Annotated in this window: 16 protein-coding genes; 13 read left to right on the plus strand and 3 right to left on the minus strand. The window is 63.7% G+C overall.

The annotated features are described in order from the left end of the window. Positions 1–126: 126 nt before the first annotated feature. A complete protein-coding gene (locus HU760_RS18660; RefSeq protein WP_186679233.1) occupies positions 127–1,773 on the minus strand; it encodes a Na+/H+ antiporter in 1,647 nt (548 codons plus the stop codon). A 549-nt stretch (positions 1,774–2,322) separates the two neighbouring features. Between HU760_RS18660 and HU760_RS18665 the strand changes: the two genes are divergently transcribed. The 4 genes from HU760_RS18665 (at position 2,323) to HU760_RS18680 (ending at position 5,449) form a co-directional block, all read left to right on the plus strand. Beyond that, the gene (locus HU760_RS18665) at positions 2,323–2,670 is read left to right on the plus strand and encodes an ArsC family reductase (RefSeq protein ID WP_186679235.1); all 348 of its coding nucleotides are present in this window, start codon (positions 2,323–2,325) and stop codon (positions 2,668–2,670) included. Positions 2,671–2,701: 31 nt separating this feature from the next. After that, complete coding sequence (gene dapD / locus HU760_RS18670; RefSeq protein WP_186679237.1) at positions 2,702–3,736, plus strand: 2,3,4,5-tetrahydropyridine-2,6-dicarboxylate N-succinyltransferase; 1,035 nt, start codon at positions 2,702–2,704, stop codon at positions 3,734–3,736. A 100-nt stretch (positions 3,737–3,836) separates the two neighbouring features. Beyond that, positions 3,837–5,042, plus strand: coding sequence for a cysteine desulfurase (locus tag HU760_RS18675; RefSeq protein WP_186679240.1), 1,206 nt, complete (start codon positions 3,837–3,839; stop codon positions 5,040–5,042). Next, positions 5,039–5,449, plus strand: a complete 411-nt coding sequence (locus HU760_RS18680) for a SufE family protein (protein ID WP_186679242.1) — start codon at positions 5,039–5,041, stop codon at positions 5,447–5,449. The genes HU760_RS18675 and HU760_RS18680 overlap by 4 nt, the downstream gene beginning before the upstream one ends. 111 nt (positions 5,450–5,560) lie before the next feature. On the opposite strand, the gene tcdA is transcribed toward HU760_RS18680, so the two are convergent. Further along, positions 5,561–6,370: a tRNA cyclic N6-threonylcarbamoyladenosine(37) synthase TcdA gene (gene tcdA, locus HU760_RS18685; protein WP_186679244.1), complete on the minus strand. Its 810-nt coding sequence runs from the start codon at positions 6,368–6,370 to the stop codon at positions 5,561–5,563. Positions 6,371–6,489: 119 nt separating this feature from the next. Between tcdA and HU760_RS18690 the strand changes: the two genes are divergently transcribed. The 5 genes from HU760_RS18690 to HU760_RS18710 all read left to right on the plus strand — a co-directional run bounded on the left by HU760_RS18690 (position 6,490) and on the right by HU760_RS18710 (position 12,306). Further along, positions 6,490–9,081 (plus strand): glycosyltransferase, encoded by a 2,592-nt coding sequence (locus HU760_RS18690; protein ID WP_186679249.1) that lies wholly within the window; start codon positions 6,490–6,492, stop codon positions 9,079–9,081. Between the two features lie 372 nt (positions 9,082–9,453). Further along, positions 9,454–9,732, plus strand: coding sequence for a hypothetical protein (locus HU760_RS18695; RefSeq protein ID WP_186679252.1), 279 nt, complete (start codon positions 9,454–9,456; stop codon positions 9,730–9,732). Between the two features lie 219 nt (positions 9,733–9,951). Further along, complete coding sequence (gene dapE / locus HU760_RS18700) at positions 9,952–11,103, plus strand: succinyl-diaminopimelate desuccinylase (protein WP_186679259.1); 1,152 nt, start codon at positions 9,952–9,954, stop codon at positions 11,101–11,103. Further along, positions 11,103–11,915: a putative RNA methyltransferase gene (locus tag HU760_RS18705; RefSeq protein ID WP_186679260.1), complete on the plus strand. Its 813-nt coding sequence runs from the start codon at positions 11,103–11,105 to the stop codon at positions 11,913–11,915. The genes dapE and HU760_RS18705 overlap by 1 nt, the downstream gene beginning before the upstream one ends. A gap of 16 nt (positions 11,916–11,931) precedes the next feature. After that, positions 11,932–12,306 (plus strand): hypothetical protein, encoded by a 375-nt coding sequence (locus HU760_RS18710; protein WP_186679262.1) that lies wholly within the window; start codon positions 11,932–11,934, stop codon positions 12,304–12,306. A gap of 121 nt (positions 12,307–12,427) precedes the next feature. Here the strand turns inward: HU760_RS18710 and HU760_RS18715 are convergent, their stop codons facing one another. Continuing rightward, positions 12,428–12,637, minus strand: coding sequence for a cold-shock protein (locus tag HU760_RS18715; RefSeq protein WP_003252255.1), 210 nt, complete (start codon positions 12,635–12,637; stop codon positions 12,428–12,430). 231 nt (positions 12,638–12,868) lie between these two features. Between HU760_RS18715 and plsB the strand changes: the two genes are divergently transcribed. From plsB to HU760_RS18735, 4 genes are all read left to right on the plus strand, one after another. Next, positions 12,869–15,355, plus strand: a complete 2,487-nt coding sequence (plsB, locus tag HU760_RS18720) for a glycerol-3-phosphate 1-O-acyltransferase PlsB (RefSeq protein ID WP_186679272.1) — start codon at positions 12,869–12,871, stop codon at positions 15,353–15,355. 80 nt (positions 15,356–15,435) lie between these two features. Next, complete coding sequence (locus HU760_RS18725) at positions 15,436–15,774, plus strand: YbaY family lipoprotein (RefSeq protein ID WP_186679274.1); 339 nt, start codon at positions 15,436–15,438, stop codon at positions 15,772–15,774. 227 nt (positions 15,775–16,001) lie between these two features. Then, entirely contained in the window at positions 16,002–16,400 is a 399-nt protein-coding gene (locus HU760_RS18730) for a YbaY family lipoprotein (protein WP_186679275.1), read from the plus strand. A gap of 33 nt (positions 16,401–16,433) precedes the next feature. Then, entirely contained in the window at positions 16,434–17,120 is a 687-nt protein-coding gene (locus HU760_RS18735) for a DUF4197 domain-containing protein (protein ID WP_186679281.1), read from the plus strand. Positions 17,121–17,228: the final 108 nt, after the last annotated feature.

Consider the following 17,228-nt stretch of genomic DNA (forward strand, 5'->3'; position numbering starts at 1 on the left):
GAGTGTTGTGCAGTAGCGGTGGGAGCGGGTTTACCCGCGAACACCGGCACAGCCGGTGCCATTCACCGCGTCGCCTGATTCGCGGGTAAACCCGCTCCCACAGGGCCGCAAAGCGGCCCCTGCGGTCTACTTGACCGATCCCAGGTTCGCCTCGCTCAAGTCCAGCTCGCCCAGCACCTGGCGCACCACCTCGTCACCCACCAGGTGCTGACGATGCAGGTTGTACAGCTCCAGCCGCTGCGCCCGCAGCGCGCGCAGGCGCAGACGTCGCTCCAGCAGGTCCATCTGTTGCGCCAGGGCCTTGGCTTCGGCGCTGTCGTTGTAGCTGTCCAGTTCATCCCGGTATTCCGCCATCAGGCGCGCCTTGAGTTCGGTCGCCAAGGTCGCCTGGGCGGCATCCTGCGGCGCCGTGCTGTCGATCACCTCCTCTGCCTCCAGGGCGTGAATTGCCGCCTCGGCGGTGCGCCGCCAGGCCTCCTGCACCTCCTGGTGCAAGCGCTCGTCCGGGCTCTTGGTCACCCCACGCAGTAGCAGCGGCAGGGCAATACAGGCGGTGATCAGCGACAGCAGGATCACCCCGGCCGCGATGAAGATCAGCAGGTCGCGTTCGGGAAACGCCTTGCCCGCTTCCATTAGCAGCGGGATCGACATCACACCGGCCAAGGTGACCGCGCCGCGTACGCCGCCCAGGGTCAGCAGCCAGCAGGAGCGCGCCGTGGGCATCAGTACCAGCGCTGGCTTGCCGCGCCAGCGCCGGATCACGCCGATCGAGCGCCAGATGCTCTGCACCCAGATGAAGCGCAGCAGGATCAAGGCGGCAAAGATTGCCACCACATCCAGACAACGCCAGGCCAGGGTCGGCCACACGGTGGCTTCGTGGCTGACCACGGCCTTGATGATGTCCGGCAACTGCAGGCCCAGCAGGAGGAAGATCAGGCCGTTGAACGCGAACTCCAGCAACGACCAGACACTGCGGTTGAGCAGCCGGGTGCTGGTCTGCCGGGGCAGCAGGTCGAGCCAGCTCTGCATCATGCCGGCCGCCACCGCCGAAAGGATGCCCGACACGCCCAGGCGCTCGGCCAGCACATAGGCGGCGAACGGCAGCAGCAGCATGAACACCACGTGGGTGGCCGGGTCGTCCCAGCCGCGGGCGATCATCCACGCCCGCAGGCGGCCGATCAGCCAGCTCAGGGCGACACCCACGGCGAGGCCGCCCAGGGCGACCAGGACGAAACTGAAGCTGGCATCGGTCAACGAGAACACTCCGGTGATCGCCGCTGCCAGGGCGAACTTGAAGGTCACCAGGCCCGATGCATCGTTCATCAGGGCCTCGCCTTGCAGCATGTGCATCAGCGGAGTGGGCAGGCGGTCCTGGGCAATGGCCGACACCGCCACGGCATCGGTCGGCGACAAGACTGCCGCCAGGGCGAAAGCCACCGGCAACGGAATGCCAGGCAGCAACCAGTGGATGAAATAGCCGGCCCCGACCACAGTGAACAACACCAGCCCCACGGCCAGCGCCACCACCGGCCCGCGGATGCGCCACAACTCGCGCTTGGGAATGCGCCAACCGTCGGCGAACAGCAAGGGTGGCAGGAACAGGAACAGGAACAGTTCGGGGTCCAGGGCTACATGCAGGCCCAGCGTCGGCCAGGCCAGCAAGGCACCAGCGGCAATCTGTACCAGCGGCAGGGGCAACGGAATCATGCGACCGACCAGCTTCGACACGCTGACCAGCGTCAGCAGGATGAGGACGGTGTAGGCGGACTGCATCCGTGAAGGCTTCCTTTGTGAATCAAGATCGACAGCGGGGCGAGAGAGCGCCATTGAAACAACATGTTAGCGGGGTAACGGGAAACGAGGCCGCTACACGATAGTCGCAGGTGAGGGATGAATATGTAACATGATGAGACGTGGGGCGCATGCGTTGAGCCTTGCTGTGCCTGTGAGACCGAGCGCCGCCCGCGCGGCGCATCGCGGATGAATCCGCTCCTACATATGTTGCAACGTGCCAAACCTGATAGGCCATGGTTGCTGGCCTTGGCGCATGTCTCAAGGCAGGTGAGGTGGCACCAATGCCCACCTCGAAGGCCCGTCATGCCAACACGGCTGACAACCATGGCCTGACAGGCATGGCCACGTTGCAACAAATGTAGGAGCGGATTTATCCGCGATGCGCCGCGCGGGCGGCGCTCGATCTCCCAGGCGCTACACCCCCCAAGGCATGCTCCCCGTGGCGCTCAAAGGATGGTTCCCGCATAATCCCGCGACTGACATTCGAAAACGGAGAAATTGAGGCAGCCTGTGGCCTCAATGCGCACAATGACCTACACGCTCTACGGCATCAAAGCCTGCGACACCATGAAAAAAGCGCGTACCTGGCTCGACGAAAAAGCCGTCGCCTACGAATTCCACGATTACAAGACCCAAGGCATCGACCGTGACAGCCTGAACCGCTGGTGCAACGAACACGGCTGGGAAGTCATCCTCAACCGTGCCGGTACCACGTTCCGCAAGCTGGACGACGCCAGCAAGGCCGACCTCGACCAGGCCAAGGCCGTCGAATTGATGCTGGCCCAGCCATCGATGATCAAGCGCCCGGTGCTAGACCTTGGCACCCGCACCCTGGTCGGTTTCAAGCCCGACCTTTACGCCGCTGCCCTGGCCTGAGTCCCAACCCTATTTCGCACGAGGTAATCACATGTCCAATACCCTGTTCAGCCTGGCCTTCGGTGTCGGCTCCCAGAACCGCCAGGGCGCCTGGCTGGAAGTGTTCTACGCACAACCGCTGCTCAACCCGAGCGCAGAGCTGGTTGCGGCGGTAGCGCCGATCCTCGGCTATCAAGGTGGTAATCAGGCCATCGCCTTCAGCACTGCCCAGGCTGCGCAACTGGCCGAAGCCGTGAAGGGCGTCGACGCCGCCCAGGCTGCCCTGCTGACCCGCCTGGCCGAGAGCCACAAGCCGCTGGTCGCCACCCTGCTGGCCGAAGACGCCGCACTGACCTCGACCCCAGAGGCCTACCTCAAGCTGCACCTGCTGTCGCACCGCCTGGTCAAGCCGCACGGTGTGAGCCTGGCCGGCATCTTCCCGCTGCTGCCGAACGTGGCCTGGACCAACCAGGGCGCGGTCGACCTGGCCGAACTGGCCGAACTGCAACTGGAAGCACGCCTGAAGGGCGAGCTGCTGGAAGTATTCTCGGTGGACAAGTTCCCGAAAATGACCGACTACGTGGTCCCGGCCGGCGTGCGCATCGCCGACACCGCCCGTGTACGCCTGGGCGCCTACATCGGCGAAGGCACCACCATCATGCACGAAGGCTTCGTCAACTTTAACGCCGGCACCGAAGGCCCGGGCATGATCGAAGGCCGCGTTTCCGCTGGCGTGTTCGTCGGCAAGGGTTCCGACCTGGGCGGCGGCTGCTCGACCATGGGCACCCTGTCCGGTGGTGGCAACATCATCATCAAGGTCGGCGAAGGCTGCCTGATCGGTGCCAACGCCGGTATCGGTATCCCGCTGGGTGACCGCAACACCGTCGAGGCCGGCTTGTACATCACCGCTGGCACCAAGGTGAACCTGCTGGACGAGAACAACCAGCTGGTCAAAGTGGTCAAGGCCCGCGACCTGGCTGGCCAGACCGACCTGCTGTTCCGCCGCAACTCGCTGAACGGCGCGGTGGAATGCAAGACCCACAAGTCGGCCATCGAGCTGAACGAGGCGCTGCACGCGCACAACTGAGCCCGCTTCAGCCCTGTAGCAGCGGATTCTCAGCGCTCGAAATGCTAAGATCGGGTCTGGCACCACGCCAGACCCGATTTTCCTTCCAGGCCCCGCGACCATGTTCCAGCCCTCCCCCTGGCGTGCCGATTTCCCTGCGATCGCCGCCCTGCAACGGCAGCACCAGACCTACCTGGACAGTGCCGCCACCACCCAGAAGCCGCAAGCCCTGCTCGATGCCCTGAGCCATTACTACGGCCATGGCGCTGCCAACGTGCACCGTGCCCAGCATTTGCCCGGCGCACTCGCGACCCAGGCTTTCGAAACCAGTCGCGACAAGGTCGCCGCCTGGCTCAATGCGGCAGATTCGCGGCAGATCGTCTTCACCCACGGTGCCACGTCGGCACTGAACCTGCTGGCCTATGGCCTGGAACAGCGCTTCGAGGCCGGTGATGAAATCGCTGTCAGCGCCCTGGAGCACCATGCCAACCTGCTGCCCTGGCAACAGTTGGCGCAGCGACGCAATCTGCGCCTGGTGGTGCTGCCGCTGGATGGCCATGGCCGTATCGACCTGGACCAGGCGCTACAGTTGATCGGGCCACGTACCCGGGTACTGGCGGTAAGCCAGCTGTCCAATGTGCTGGGCACCTGGCAGCCGCTGTCGGCGCTGCTGGCCCACGCCCGTGCGCAGGGCGCGCTGACCGTGGTCGACGCTGCCCAGGGCGTGGTGCACGGCTGTCACGATGTGCAGCAACTGGGCTGCGACTTCTATGTGTTCTCCAGCCACAAGCTGTACGGCCCGGAGGGCGTCGGCGTGCTGTACGGCCGCAGCCAGGCGCTGCAGCTGTTGCGCCACTGGCAGTTCGGCGGCGAGATGGTGCAACTGGCCGACTATCATAGCGCCAGCTTCCGCCCGGCGCCGCTGGGCTTCGAGGCCGGTACGCCGCCGATCGCCGGCGTGATCGGCCTGGGCGCGACCCTGGATTACCTGGCCAGCCTCGATACCCAGGCGGTCGAAACCCATGAAAGCAGTTTGCACCAGCACTTGCTGCGTGGCCTGGCGGACCGGGATGGTGTGCGCATCTTGGGCACGCCACAGGCGGCCCTTGCCAGTTTCGTCATCGAAGGGGTGCACAACGCCGACATCGCCCACTTGCTGACCGAGCAAGGCATTGCCGTGCGTGCCGGGCACCACTGCGCCATGCCACTGTTGAAAGGTTTGGGCCTGGAGGGCGCGATCCGCGTGTCGCTGGGGCTGTATAACGACAGCGACGACTTGCAGCGTTTCTTCGACGCCCTGGATCAGGGCCTGGAGCTGTTGCGATGACCTTGCCCGATCAGGCGCGCCAGGCGCTGGAAGCTTTCGGGCAGGGCAAGGGTTGGGAACAGCGTGCGCGGCTGCTGATGCAGTGGGGCGATCGGCTGGAACCGCTGGCTGATACTGAAAAGACCGAGGCCAACCGAGTGCATGGCTGCGAGAGCCTGGTATGGCTGGTGGCCGAGCAGGCCGAGGGTTTGTGGAGGTTCAAGGCCAGCAGCGATGCACGCCTGTTGCGCGGGCTGCTGGCGTTGTTGCTGGTGCGGGTGCAGGGGTTGGCCAGCGAAGAACTTGCCGGGCTCGATCTGCGTGAGTGGTTCACTCAACTTGGCCTGGAGCGCCAGCTTTCGCCGTCGCGCAGCAACGGGCTGCATGCGGTGTTGCAGCGGATGGCAGAGCTGGCGTCCAACCGTTGAATCGGTGCTGGCTTCTTCGCGGGCTCGCCCGCTCCCACAGGATCTTCACCTTTCTTGAGAGAGATGCAGTACCTGTGGGAGCGGGCAAGCCCGCGAAGAAGCCCACGCGGTCTATTCAGGCTTGACCCGCTCCGAAGGCCGCCGCGCCCCCGCTACCAGTTTTTCCACCGCCTTGCTCGCCGCCACCATGCCAAAGGTCGCGGTCACCATCATCACCGCGCCAAAGCCACCCGAGCAGTCCAACCGCACGCCCTCGCCCACGAAGCTTTTCTGCAGGCAAACGCTGCCATCGCCCTTGGGGTAGCGCAGCTGTTCACTGGAAAACACGCACGGCACGCCATAATTGCGGCTGACGTTGCGCGAAAAGTTGTAGTCGCGGCGCAGGGTGGAACGCACCCGCGAAGCCAGCGGGTCATTGAAGGTCTTGTTCAGGTCGGCAATCTGGATCTGCGTCGGGTCGATCTGCCCGCCGGCGCCACCGGTGGTGACAATGGCGATCTTGCGCCGGCGGCACCAGGCGATCAGCGCGGCCTTGGCCATGACGCTGTCGATGCAGTCGATCACACAGTCGAGGTTTTCGCTGATGTACTCGACCATGGTGTCACGGGTGACGAAGTCGGCTACCGCATGCACCGTGCAGGCCGGGTTGATCGCGCGCAAGCGCTCGGCCATGACCTCGACCTTGGGCCGCCCCACCTGCCCTTCCAGGGCATGGGCCTGGCGGTTGGTGTTGCTGACGCAGACGTCGTCGAGGTCGAACAGGGTGATCTCGCCCACGCCACTGCGCGCCAGTGCTTCGGCCGCCCACGAACCTACCCCGCCAATACCGACCACGGCCACATGGGCCTGGCCCAGGCGCTGCAAACCCTGGTCGCCATACAGCCGGGCAACGCCGGCGAAGCGCGGATCTTCTGTGCTCATGCTCATACCCCAAAAAACCGGCGCGCATTATACGTCAGCGAGCCCATCGCCTGCATCGTTAGGAAAGAGCCTACCAACCCTGCTTTAATGTCCTATCACTTCGACACAAATGGACGACAATGTCTTCACGTAAATTCGGCCTGAACCTGGTCGTGGTCCTGGCCATCGCCGCGTTGTTCACCGGGTTCTGGGCGCTGATCAACCGCCCGGTTTCCGCCCCTGCCTGGCCCGAGCAGATCTCCGGCTTCTCGTATTCGCCGTTCCGCCTGGGGGAAAGCCCGCAAAAGGGCCAGTACCCCACTGACGACGAGATGCGCCAGGACCTGGAGCAGTTGAGCAAACTGACCGACAGCATCCGTATCTACACCGTGGAAGGCACCCAGGCCGATATCCCGCGGCTGGCCGAGGAGTTCGGCCTGCGGGTCACGCTGGGCATCTGGATCAGCCCGGACCTGGAGCGCAACGAGCGTGAGATCGCCACCGCCATCCAGTTGGCCAATACCTCGCGCAGCGTAGTCCGGGTGGTAGTCGGCAACGAAGCGCTGTTCCGCGAGGAAGTCACCCCGGAAAACCTGATCAAGTACCTGGACCGGGTACGTGCGGCGGTGAAGGTACCGGTGACCACCAGCGAGCAGTGGCACATCTGGAAGGAAAACCCGCAGTTGGCCAAGCACGTCGACCTGATCGCCGCGCACATCCTGCCATACTGGGAATTCGTGCCGATGAAGGATTCGGTCGCATTCGTCCTTGACCGCGCCCGCGAACTGAAACACCAGTTCCCGCGCAAGCCGCTGCTGCTGTCGGAAGTCGGCTGGCCGAGCAACGGCCGCATGCGCGGTGGTGCCGATGCCACCCAGGCCGACCAGGCGATCTACCTGCGCACCCTGGTCAATACCCTCAACCGCCGTGGCTACAACTACTTCGTCATCGAAGCCTATGACCAGCCTTGGAAGGCCAGCGACGAAGGCTCGGTGGGCGCCTACTGGGGCGTGTACAACGCCGAGCGCCAGCAGAAGTTCAACTTCGACGGCCCGGTGGTGGCGATCCCGCAATGGCGTGCCCTGGCAGTGGCCTCGGTGGTCCTGGCCCTGATTGCGCTGACGGTGCTGTTCATCGACGGCTCTGCCCTGCGCCAGCGCGGCCGCACCTTCCTGACCTTCATCACGTTCCTGTGCGGGTCGGTCCTGGTGTGGATCGCCTACGACTACAGCCAGCAATACAGCACCTGGTTCAGCCTGACCGTGGGCGTGCTGCTGGCCCTTGGCGCGCTGGGGGTGTTCATCGTCCTGCTCACCGAGGCCCACGAACTGGCCGAGGCGGTATGGATACACAAGCGCCGCCGCGAATTCCTGCCGGTGCAGGCCGACAGCGCCTACCGGCCCAAGGTGTCGGTGCATGTGCCGTGCTACAACGAGCCGCCAGAGATGGTGAAGCAGACCCTCGACGCCCTGGCCGCACTGGACTACCCCGACTACGAAGTGCTGGTGATCGACAACAACACCAGGGACCCGGCCGTTTGGGAGCCGCTCAAGGCCCACTGCGAGAAGCTCGGCGAGCGCTTCAGGTTCTTCCACGTCGCGCCACTGGCCGGCTTCAAGGGCGGCGCACTGAACTACCTGATCCCGCACACCGCCAAGGACGCCGAAGTGATTGCGGTGATCGATTCGGACTACTGCGTCGACCGCAACTGGCTCAAACACATGGTGCCGCACTTCGCCGACCCGAAAATCGCCGTGGTGCAGTCGCCGCAGGATTATCGCGACCAGCACGAAAGCGCCTTCAAGAAGCTCTGCTACAGCGAATACAAGGGCTTCTTCCACATCGGCATGGTCACCCGCAACGACCGTGACGCGATCATCCAGCACGGCACCATGACCATGACCCGGCGCAGCGTGCTGGAAGAACTGGGCTGGGCCGAATGGTGCATCTGCGAGGACGCCGAGCTGGGCCTGCGCGTATTCGAGAAGGGCCTGTCGGCAGCCTACGCCCACAACAGCTACGGCAAGGGCCTGATGCCCGACACCTTCATCGACTTCAAGAAGCAGCGTTTCCGCTGGGCCTATGGCGCCATCCAGATCATCAAGCACCACGCCAGCGCGCTGTTGCGCGGCAAGGGCAGCGAGCTGACCCGTGGCCAGCGCTACCACTTCCTGGCCGGCTGGCTGCCATGGATAGCCGATGGCATGAATATCTTCTTCACTGTCGGCGCACTGCTGTGGTCGGCGGCGATGATCATCGTGCCACACCGGGTCGACCCGCCACTGATGATCTTCGCCATTCCGCCGCTGGCGCTGTTCTTCTTCAAGGTCGGCAAGATCATTTTCCTCTACCGGCGCGCAGTGGGAGTGAACCTGAAGGACGCCTTTGCCGCGGCATTGGCCGGGCTGGCGTTGTCGCACACCATCGCCAAGGCGGTGCTGTACGGTTTCTTCACCAGCAGCATGCCGTTCTTCCGCACGCCGAAGAACGCCGACAGCCACGGGCTGCTGGTGGCGATTTCCGAAGCGCGGGAAGAGCTGTTCATCATGTTGCTGCTGTGGGGCGCAGCGCTGGGCATCTACCTGGTACAGGGGCTGCCGAGCTCGGACATGCGCTTCTGGGTGGCGATGTTGCTGGTGCAATCGTTGCCTTATGTGGCGGCGCTGGTGATGGCGTTCCTGTCTTCGCTGCCCAAGCCCGTAGAAAAGGCTGCCGAACCGCAACAGGCTTGAGACTTGCTGAAACGACCTTGATATTCAGAAGTGACCGCGAACCGGCCCCACGGCCAGGCGGGACAATGGCCGCTTTAACCATTCCAGACGCTGTTCTACGCCGACCAGCGTTCTGAACCTCTCCTCTCAAGTACGCGCCGACGTCACCACGTACTGACGCGCGCCATGCAAAATATTCAAGTTCCGTTTAGCTGGAACTTCAATCAACCCAGCGTCGCAGGCCTGGCATTCGGTGCGGCTCTTAGAAAAACTAGGCACACCGCGTCCACCAAAGACATTCTCGCACCCACGTATCCTGGCAATTCTGATAGTTGTCGACAAACAGGGGAACTCCTAAGCTGAGCGCGCTAAGTTACTTACCGGGAGTGAACAATGATGTGCCAGCAACGTCCAACAGAAAACTCTTTCAAAGTTGAACCAACCCGCATCAGCTTTAGCTACCTGAATCAACGAAAAGACAGCCTTCGGTGCACGATAAATACGAACGAAACAACCTACGAAACTGAAATCAGCGAAGTGTTGGTACCCCTCATGCTAATGGCTCGCGAAAAGATCAATGATGAAACAACCTATGTAAATATGTGGGCAGAAAATGCCGACAGTGGCGGCAGGAACATTACAATTACCAGCCTGGGCATTAACCAACTCTAAGGAAACAGCGGCAGTTATCATCAGGATAACTGCCGCTGTAACAGGCAAACCAAGCCTTTCTGATGCCCGCACATGGCGCCATTCATCTGCAGCTGGGGGAAGGGCGTTTAGCGAAACGTTGCGCCACCACCTAGGCCAATCCGGTCGTACCTTTTACATCCATTTGATATAAGATAACGCCCTTAGATTTCCCCGCCTTGCCTTGCCCCGGAGTCCCCCATGACGGCCCCAGCCGAGCTTTCGCCCACCCTTCAACTGGCCTGCGACCTGATCCGTCGCCCCTCGGTCACCCCCGTCGATGCCGACTGCCAGGCGCAGATGATGAACCGCCTGGGCGCCGTGGGCTTCCAGCTGGAGCCGATGCGCTTCGAGGACGTCGACAACTTCTGGGCCACCCACGGCAGCCAGGATGGCCCGGTGCTGTGCTTTGCCGGCCACACCGATGTGGTCCCCACCGGCCCGGTGCAGCAATGGCAGCATGAGCCGTTCGAAGCGCTGATCGACGCCGACGGCATGCTCTGCGGCCGTGGCGCCGCCGACATGAAAGGCAGCCTGGCCTCCATGGTGATTGCCAGCGAGCGCTTCGTGCAGGACTACCCCAACCACCGCGGCAAGGTCGCGTTCCTGATCACCAGCGACGAGGAAGGCCCGGCCCACCATGGCACCAAGGCCGTGGTCGAGCGCCTGAAAGCACGCAACGAGCGCCTGGACTGGTGCATCGTCGGCGAACCCTCCAGCACCACCCTGCTGGGTGACGTGGTCAAGAACGGCCGCCGTGGCTCGCTGGGCGCCAAGCTGACCGTGCGCGGCAAGCAGGGCCATGTGGCCTACCCGCACCTGGCACGCAACCCGATCCACCTGGCCGCGCCGGCTCTGGCCGAACTGGCTGCCGAGCACTGGGACGAAGGCAATGCGTTCTTCCCGCCGACCAGCTTCCAGATTTCCAACCTCAACGCCGGCACTGGCGCCACCAATGTGATCCCGGGCGAGCTGACCGCGCTGTTCAACTTCCGCTTTTCTACCGAGTCCACCGTCGAAGGCCTGCAGGCGCGGGTGTCGGCGATCCTCGACAAGCATGAGCTGGACTGGTCGATCGACTGGGCGCTGTCGGGCCTGCCATTCCTTACCGAACCGGGCGAATTGCTGGACGCCGTCTCGGCCAGTATCAAGGGCGTCACCGGCCGCGACACCCAGCCGTCGACCAGCGGCGGTACCTCCGATGGGCGCTTCATCGCCACCATGGGCACCCAGGTGGTCGAACTCGGCCCGGTCAACGCCACCATCCACCAGGTGGATGAGCGGATCCTGGCCAGCGATCTCGACCTGCTGACCGAAATCTATTACCAGACCCTGGTCCGGTTGCTCGCCTGATGCTCGCCTGCCCTCTTTGCCAGGCGCCACTGAGCCGGCTCGACAACGGTGTGGTGTGCCCGGCCGGCCACCGCTTCGACCGGGCCCGCCAGGGTTACCTGAACCTGCTGCCGGTGCAGCACAAGAACAGCCGCGACCCGGGTGACAACCAGGCCATGGTCGAAGCCCGCCGTGATTTCCTCGATGCCGGCCACTATGCCCCGGTGGCGCGCCGCCTGGCCGAGCTGGCTGCCGAACGCCAGCCCTCTGTCTGGCTGGACATCGGCTGCGGCGAAGGCTACTACACCGCGCAGCTCGCCCAGGCGCTGCCGGCCGCCGAGGGCTATGCCCTGGACATATCCCGCGAGGCGGTCAAGCGCGCCTGCCGCCGTGCGCCCGAGGTCACCTGGATGGTCGCCAGCATGGCCCGGGTACCGCTGGCCGACGCCAGTTGCCAGTTCATCGCCAGCGTGTTCAGCCCGCTCGACTGGGCCGAGGCCAAGCGCCTGCTCAGCCCCGGTGGTGGCCTGATGCGGGTCGGCCCCACCAGCGGCCACCTGATGGAACTGCGCGAAGTGCTCTACGATGAAGTGCGCCCTTACGCCGATGACAAACACCTCGCGCTGGTCCCCGAAGGCATGGCCCATGCCCACAGCGAAACCCTCGAGTTCCGCCTGAGCCTGGTCGCCCCCAAGGCCCGCGCCGACCTGCTGGCCATGACCCCGCACGGCTGGCGCGCCAGTGCCGAAAGGCGTGCCCGGGTCATCGACCAGCCCGAGCCGTTCGAGGTCACGGTTTCCATGCGTTATGACTATTTCCTGCGCCAAGACTGAGCACACCGGAGCCCTTATGCGCCAACCTGATATCGAGATCTACCTGAAGGACGCCGACGTCGACCACAAGCAGATTGCCGAGTGGCTTGCCCAGGCGATCGGCCCGTGCAGCGAATGGCAGCAGAAAGGCCAGACCTTCAAATGCCAGGCCGGTAACATTCCGGTCACCTGGTTACCCAAAGCTGTAGGGAAATGGAACAGCCTTTACCTGGAAAGCGACCAGACCCCCTGGGCCGACGACGTTGCCTGCGCCCGCGCCGCTTTCGCCGCACTGGGTGTGGAAGTGCGCTGTGCGCCGGGTGGCTGGGTGGAAGAAGACGGGGAAGAAGATGCCGATCGCTGGATCCGCATCAGCGCCGACGGTGAAGAGGAAATCACCTGGCGTACCTGAACACACGATATTCCTGTGGGAGCCAGGCTTGCCGGCGATGCAGGCAGCACGGTACCTGGCACCGGCCTCGCCGGTAATCGCCGGCAAGCCGGCTCCCACAACAGGCCTTACAGCATGAGGCTCAGAGCCCTACTACGTCTTCGGCTTGCAGGCCTTTCTGGCCCTGCACGCAGGCATATTCCACCCGCTGCCCTTCGACCAGGGTACGATGCCCCTCACCGCGAATCGCCCGATAGTGGACAAACACATCCGCACCACCTTCGCGCTGAATGAAGCCATAACCCTTGGCATCGTTGAACCACTTTACATTCCCAGTCTCACGAGACGACATCTGAACTACTCCGGATTTTTATTGTGAAGATCGCCTTGCAGACACGAAGCCTTCGCCACGTGCCGACGCCGCTTGCGCAAATATCCTGCAAGTGGCAGGCCGAGTATATGACACAGAACAAAAAAATTTGATGACCGTCGCGCCGTTCGGCGATTTTTGCTGAACTTGCGCGGATACGGCAGACTAATTGGCCATATACCCACTGAACTTCACACCCAGGGCACACACCCCATGACCCGTTCCCCCCTGCGCCGCCTGATCTTCGGCGCCCTGCGTCGCCTGTTGTACCTGTGGGTGCGCTCCGAGACCATCAACCAGTCCTCCCTCACCCTCAAGCTCGACCGCAGCCGCCCGGTGTTCTATGCCCTGCCGTCGCCTGCGCTCACTGACCTGGTCGTGCTTGACCATGAATGCACCAAGGCGGGGCTGCCGCGCCCGGTGCTGCCGGTGGCGGTAGGCCCACTGCAGGAGCCGGCCGCGTTCTTCTACCTGACCCCGGATCCGGACTGGCTCGGCCGCCACGACAAGCGTGGCGCGCCACCGACCCTGCAGCGCCTGGTCGCGACCGTAGGCCAGCATGCCGAAGAGGACGCCCAGATCATCCCGGTCAGCGTGTTCTGGGGCCAGACCCCGGCCAGCGAGTCCAGCCCGTGGAAACTGCTGTTCGCCGACAGCTGGGCGGTTACCGGGCGCCTGCGCCGGCTGCTGACCGTGCTGGTGCTGGGGCGCAAGACCCGCGTGCAGTTCTCGGCGCCGATCCACCTGCGCGAACTGGTGGAGCACAACAAAGGCCAGGAACGCACCGTGCGCATGGCCCAGCGCCTGATGCGCGTGCATTTTCGCAATCTCAAGACCGCCGTCATCGGCCCGGACATCTCGCACCGGCGCACCCTGGTCAAGGGCCTGATCCATGCGCCGCAGGTACGCCAGGCCATCCTCGACGAGGCCCAGCGCGAAAACCTGCCGCTGGCCAAGGTCGAAGCCCAGGCGCTGCGCTATGGCAACGAGATCGCCTCGGACTATACCTATACCGCCATCCGCTTCCTCGAAGTGGTGCTCAGCTGGTTCTGGAACAAGATCTACGATGGCATCAAGGTCAACCACATCGAGCAGGTGCAAGGCATCGCCCCCGGCAACGAAGTGATCTACGTGCCCTGCCATCGCAGCCACATCGACTACCTGCTGCTGTCGTACCTGCTGTTCCGCAACGGCCTCACCCCGCCGCACGTGGCCGCAGGCATCAACCTCAACATGCCGCTGGTGGGTAACCTGCTGCGCCGTGGCGGCGCCTTCTTCATGCGCCGCACGTTCAAGGGCAACCCGCTGTACACCGCAGTGTTCAACGAGTATCTGCACACCCTGTACACCAAGGGCTTTCCGGTGGAGTACTTCGTCGAAGGCGGCCGTTCGCGCACCGGGCGCATGCTGCAGCCGCGCACCGGGATGCTGGCCATCACCCTGCGCAGCTTCCTGCGTTCGTCGCGCACGCCGATCGTGTTCGTGCCGGTGTACATCGGCTACGAGCGTGTGCTCGAAGGCCGTACCTACCTGGGCGAGCTGCGCGGGGCCAGCAAGAAGAAGGAGTCGATCTTCGACATCTTCAAGGTGTTCGGCGCGCTCAAGCAGCGCTTTGGCCAGGTTTACGTGAACTTTGGCGAGCCGATCCGCCTGGCCGGCTTCCTCGACCAGCAGCAGCCCGGCTGGCGTGAACAGGACCATGGCCCGCAGTACCGCCCGGCCTGGCTCAACGCCACCACCACCCGCCTGGGCGAAACCGTGGCGCGCCACCTCAACGAGGCCGCGGCGATCAACCCGGTCAACCTGGTGGCCCTGGCCCTGCTGTCCACCAGCCGCCTGGCCCTGGACGAGCGCGCCCTGACCCGCGTGCTCGACCTGTACCTGGCCCTGCTGCGCCAGGTGCCCTACTCGCCGCATACCACCCTGCCCGAGGGCGACGGCCAGGCATTGATCGAACACGTGCGCAGCATGAACCTGGTGGCCGAGCAGAAGGACGCCCTGGGCCGCATCCTGTACCTGGATGAAGGCAACGCGGTACTGATGACCTATTACCGCAACAACGTGCTGCACATCTTCGCCCTGCCGGCGCTGCTGGCCAGCTTCTTCCTCAGCAGCTCACGCATGAGCCGCGAACTGCTGGGCCAGTATGTGCACGCGCTGTACCCCTACCTGCAGGCCGAACTGTTCCTGCGCTGGACGCCGGAACAACTGGATGCGGTGATCGACCAGTGGCTGGCCGCACTGGTCGAGCAAGGGCTGCTGCGCCAGGACGACGACACTTACATTCGCCCGGCGCCCAGCTCGCGGCAGTTCGTGTTGCTGACCCTGCTCGCGCGCACCATCACCCAGACCTTGCAGCGTTTCTACATGGCTACCTCGCTGTTGCTGAACAGCGGGCAGAACAGCCTCAGCGCCGAAGAACTGGAAGACCTGTGCGTGATGATGGCCCAGCGCCTGTCGATCCTGCACGGCCTGAACGCCCCGGAGTTCTTCGACAAGACTCTGTTCCGCCACTTCATCCAGACTCTGGTCGAGCAAGGCGTGCTGCATGCAGACCCCCAGGGCAAGCTCGGTTATCGCGACAAGCTCGGCGAGCTGGCCGAAGGCGTGGCCAAGCGCGTGCTGTCGGCGGAACTGCGCCTGTCGATCCGCCAGGTGGCATTGCACCGCGATGAGCCTGCGGAGGTTATGCAAAGGTAGCTTTTCAGGCTGCTCTCGGCCCTTGGGAGGGATCAGGATCAGGGTGCTACTTCAGCACAACCCTCTCAAGGAGCACCAACATGACTCGAATGAAGACGCTGGACGTTGAAATCGTTTCCTCTGGCGATAACACGCTTGAACCGTCAGGCCTGGTTGAATTGAAGCTGATCGATATCTCGAAGGCAGATGCGCGCTCCATCAGCCTTGCCAAGTTGCGTCTGCGCTGTGGCGGCCTGATGCCGATCAATCTGCCGCTGACATTTGATACCAGCCTTATCGACCCACGCCGCAGCTATGCCCTCGCCGCACGCATCGAGATTGACGGCCAACTGCGCTACATCAACACCAGCCGTCACCCGATAGAACCAGCCACGGTATCGGGTAAACAACGGGTAACTGTCGACCAGGTTGCCACCTGAAAAGTACTCCTGTCAGTTTTACCCTGCGGCCGACACAGGCCGGCCTGGCCCTTTGCAGCGTTGCCAGACTGGAGCCATCAGCCTGCGATCGCCGCGCCAGGGCTGAATATTGCACTTCGCCTTGCTCTGCCCCTGTTTGTCGCATCTTCATCAAGGACCAGTTAGAAGAAATCCGCTAAAGTCCCTGGGGTTGGCCACAAGCCAACGCCAAGGACTTCGGAGATACCATGAAAAAGCTCTTTATGCTGTGTTGCGCATCCCTGCTCGCAGCCTGCTCCAACCACACCGCGCCCACTGAGGCCAGCCTGGATGGCGAGGTCTTCTACCTGCAGCGCAGCGCCCTGCCACCAACCGCCACGCTCAGCGTGGAGCTGCAGGATGTGTCGCTGATGGACGCCCCGGCCGTGGTCCTGGCGCGCCAGGCCGGCCCGGTCAAAGGCAATGTACCACTGCCCTTCCACCTCGCCTACGACCCGGCCCAGGTCAAGCCCGGCCACCGCTATGCGCTCAGCGCGCGCATCGAACTGGATGGCAAGCTGCTGTTCATCAACACCGAACAGCATGGTGTCAGGCTTGATGGCAATGACCCGCAACCGGTGCGGATCAAGGTCGATCCGGTCCGCTGAAACCCGTATTCATCCGTTTACAAGGAAAGCTTCATGATCCGCACCTCCCTGCGTTTCACCACCCTGTGCGCCGGCCTGCTGCTGTCGGCCAGTGCACTGGCCCTGTCGCTGGGCGACCTGAGCCAGAAAGACGCCACCGGCGGCCTGAAGGATGCCCTGACCCAAGGCGCGCAACTGGCCGTCAAGCAGCTGAGCGCCCCGGGCGGCTTCAGCAACAACCCGGACGTGCGTATCGAGTTGCCAGGCAACCTGGGCAAGGCTGCCAAGGCGATGAAGATGTTCGGCAAGGGTGACCAGGTCGAAGCCCTGGAAACCAGCATGAACAAGGCCGCCGAGGCTGCCGTGCCGCAGGCCCAGGCGATTCTGGTAGATGCCGTGAAGAACATGAGCGTGACCGATGCCAAGGGCATCCTCAGCGGTGGTGACGATTCGGCGACCCAGTACCTGAACAAGAGCAGCCGCGAGCAGATCCGCGCCAGGTTCCTGCCGATCGTCAAGCAGGCCACCGACAAGGTTGGCGTGGCCCAGCAATACAATGCCTTCGCGGCCCAGGCCAAAGGCCTGGGGCTGGTCAAGGACGACGCCAATATCGAGAACTACGTGACCGAGAAGGCGCTGGATGGGCTGTTCGAGATGATCGCCAAGCAAGAGCAGAGCATTCGCCAGAACCCGGCTCAAGCGGCTACCAGCCTGGCCAAGAAGGTCTTTGGCGCGCTGTGATGGCCCTGGGGCTGCCTTGCAGCCCATCGCGACACTAGGCCGCTCCTGCACACCTTCCAAGGGCAGTGCCTTACCTTGTAGGGGCGGCCATGTATCGCGAAAGGAGGG

It is taken from the genome of Pseudomonas oryzicola (genome assembly GCF_014269185.2).
Classification (GTDB): domain Bacteria; phylum Pseudomonadota; class Gammaproteobacteria; order Pseudomonadales; family Pseudomonadaceae; genus Aquipseudomonas; species Aquipseudomonas oryzicola.

Bases quoted from the DNA above. Each gene is read 5' to 3' on its own strand.
- HU760_RS18660 (WP_186679233.1), bottom strand. From the start codon at position 1,773: ATGCAGTCCGCCTACACCGTCCTCATCCTGCTGACGCTGGTCAGCGTG.
- HU760_RS18665 (WP_186679235.1), top strand. From the start codon at position 2,323: ATGACCTACACGCTCTACGGCATCAAAGCCTGCGACACCATGAAAAAA.
- dapD (WP_186679237.1), top strand. From the start codon at position 2,702: ATGTCCAATACCCTGTTCAGCCTGGCCTTCGGTGTCGGCTCCCAGAAC.
- HU760_RS18675 (WP_186679240.1), top strand. From the start codon at position 3,837: ATGTTCCAGCCCTCCCCCTGGCGTGCCGATTTCCCTGCGATCGCCGCC.
- HU760_RS18680 (WP_186679242.1), top strand. From the start codon at position 5,039: ATGACCTTGCCCGATCAGGCGCGCCAGGCGCTGGAAGCTTTCGGGCAG.
- tcdA (WP_186679244.1), bottom strand. From the start codon at position 6,370: ATGAGCACAGAAGATCCGCGCTTCGCCGGCGTTGCCCGGCTGTATGGC.
- HU760_RS18690 (WP_186679249.1), top strand. From the start codon at position 6,490: ATGTCTTCACGTAAATTCGGCCTGAACCTGGTCGTGGTCCTGGCCATC.
- HU760_RS18695 (WP_186679252.1), top strand. From the start codon at position 9,454: ATGATGTGCCAGCAACGTCCAACAGAAAACTCTTTCAAAGTTGAACCA.
- dapE (WP_186679259.1), top strand. From the start codon at position 9,952: ATGACGGCCCCAGCCGAGCTTTCGCCCACCCTTCAACTGGCCTGCGAC.
- HU760_RS18705 (WP_186679260.1), top strand. From the start codon at position 11,103: ATGCTCGCCTGCCCTCTTTGCCAGGCGCCACTGAGCCGGCTCGACAAC.
- HU760_RS18710 (WP_186679262.1), top strand. From the start codon at position 11,932: ATGCGCCAACCTGATATCGAGATCTACCTGAAGGACGCCGACGTCGAC.
- HU760_RS18715 (WP_003252255.1), bottom strand. From the start codon at position 12,637: ATGTCGTCTCGTGAGACTGGGAATGTAAAGTGGTTCAACGATGCCAAG.
- plsB (WP_186679272.1), top strand. From the start codon at position 12,869: ATGACCCGTTCCCCCCTGCGCCGCCTGATCTTCGGCGCCCTGCGTCGC.
- HU760_RS18725 (WP_186679274.1), top strand. From the start codon at position 15,436: ATGACTCGAATGAAGACGCTGGACGTTGAAATCGTTTCCTCTGGCGAT.
- HU760_RS18730 (WP_186679275.1), top strand. From the start codon at position 16,002: ATGAAAAAGCTCTTTATGCTGTGTTGCGCATCCCTGCTCGCAGCCTGC.
- HU760_RS18735 (WP_186679281.1), top strand. From the start codon at position 16,434: ATGATCCGCACCTCCCTGCGTTTCACCACCCTGTGCGCCGGCCTGCTG.